The organism is Chloroflexota bacterium, from assembly GCA_015478725.1.
GTDB lineage: Bacteria > Chloroflexota > Limnocylindria > Limnocylindrales > CSP1-4 > C-114.
The window spans coordinates 1-1,082 of the sequence record JADMIG010000148.1 but is presented as its reverse complement, the minus strand read 5'-3'; the positions used below and the strand labels follow the sequence as shown (position 1 = coordinate 1,082).

Annotated in this window: 1 protein-coding gene and 1 pseudogene; both read left to right on the top strand. The window is 61.0% G+C overall.

The genetic code is table 11. The annotated features are described in order from the left end of the window. Positions 1-204: transposase (locus IVW53_16215; protein ID MBF6607101.1), on the top strand; the 204-nt coding region annotated here is incomplete at its 5' end. Then, positions 168-1,082: pseudogene (locus tag IVW53_16210) on the top strand (IS3 family transposase). The gene IVW53_16215 and the pseudogene IVW53_16210, both read left to right, overlap by 37 nt.

Here is a 1,082-nt window from a genome sequence, read left to right as displayed (position 1 = left end):
GTAGCACGGGAACTCGGCGTGAATGATGGCACTCTGGGAAACTGGGTTAGCCTGTACCGCAATGAGCACGCTGACGAAGAGCCTCCCCTGACGCCGGCCGAACGTATCCAACTCGCCGAAGCACAACGAGAACTACGGGAACTCCGCATGGAGAACGAGTTCCTGAAAAAAGCCGCGGCGTACTTCGCCCGGGATCCCCGGTAGCCGAGAAGTATGAGTTCATCGACTCGTGCCGAACCGGCGACGCGAAGTACGCCTACCCCGTGAAGAAAATGTGTGGATGGATCGATGTGTCCTGCTCAGGATTCTTCGACTGGAAGAATCGGCCGGCGTCCTCGACGGCCGAACGACGAGAGAGGCTGAAATTGCTCGTCACCGAGGCATTCACGCGGTCCGACGAGACCTACGGCTACCGCCGCATCCACGCCCAGCTCGCCCGGTGGGGCGTGCCGTGCGGTCCCGAGCTCGTCCGCGGCATCATGGGCGAGCTTGACCTGCGGGCCTGCCAGCCCCGGCCCTGGCGGGTCAGCCTGACCGAGCAGGACGAACGCGAGCACCACATCCCCGACCTCGTCGGCCAAGACTTCACCGCGCAGGCGCCCGGCCAGAAACTCGTCGGCGACATCACCTACATTCCGACGTGGGAGGGATGGCTGTATCTGGCGACGGTGATCGATTGCCACACCCGAATGGTGATCGGCTATGCGATGGGTGAGGACTACAAGACTCCGCTCATCCAGGCCGCTTTGAACAATGCCGCTCGAAACGTCACGCTTGAGACAGCTGCAATCTTCCACCACGACCGAGGTAGCAACTACACCTCGTACGAATTCGCTCGCACCGTCCACGACCTCGGTCTGCGCCAGTCAGTCGGCCGAACCGGAATATGTTATGATAACGCGATGGCCGAATCGTTCTTCGCGGCACTGAAGAACGAGCGAGTTCATCGGACCGCATATCCCACTCGCGCACGCGCCAGGGCAGACATCATCCGCTACATCGAATTCTGGTACAACACGAACCGACTCCACTCCGGGCTGGGCTACAAAACTCCCCAAGAAGCCCTCAACGAGTGGACAAAC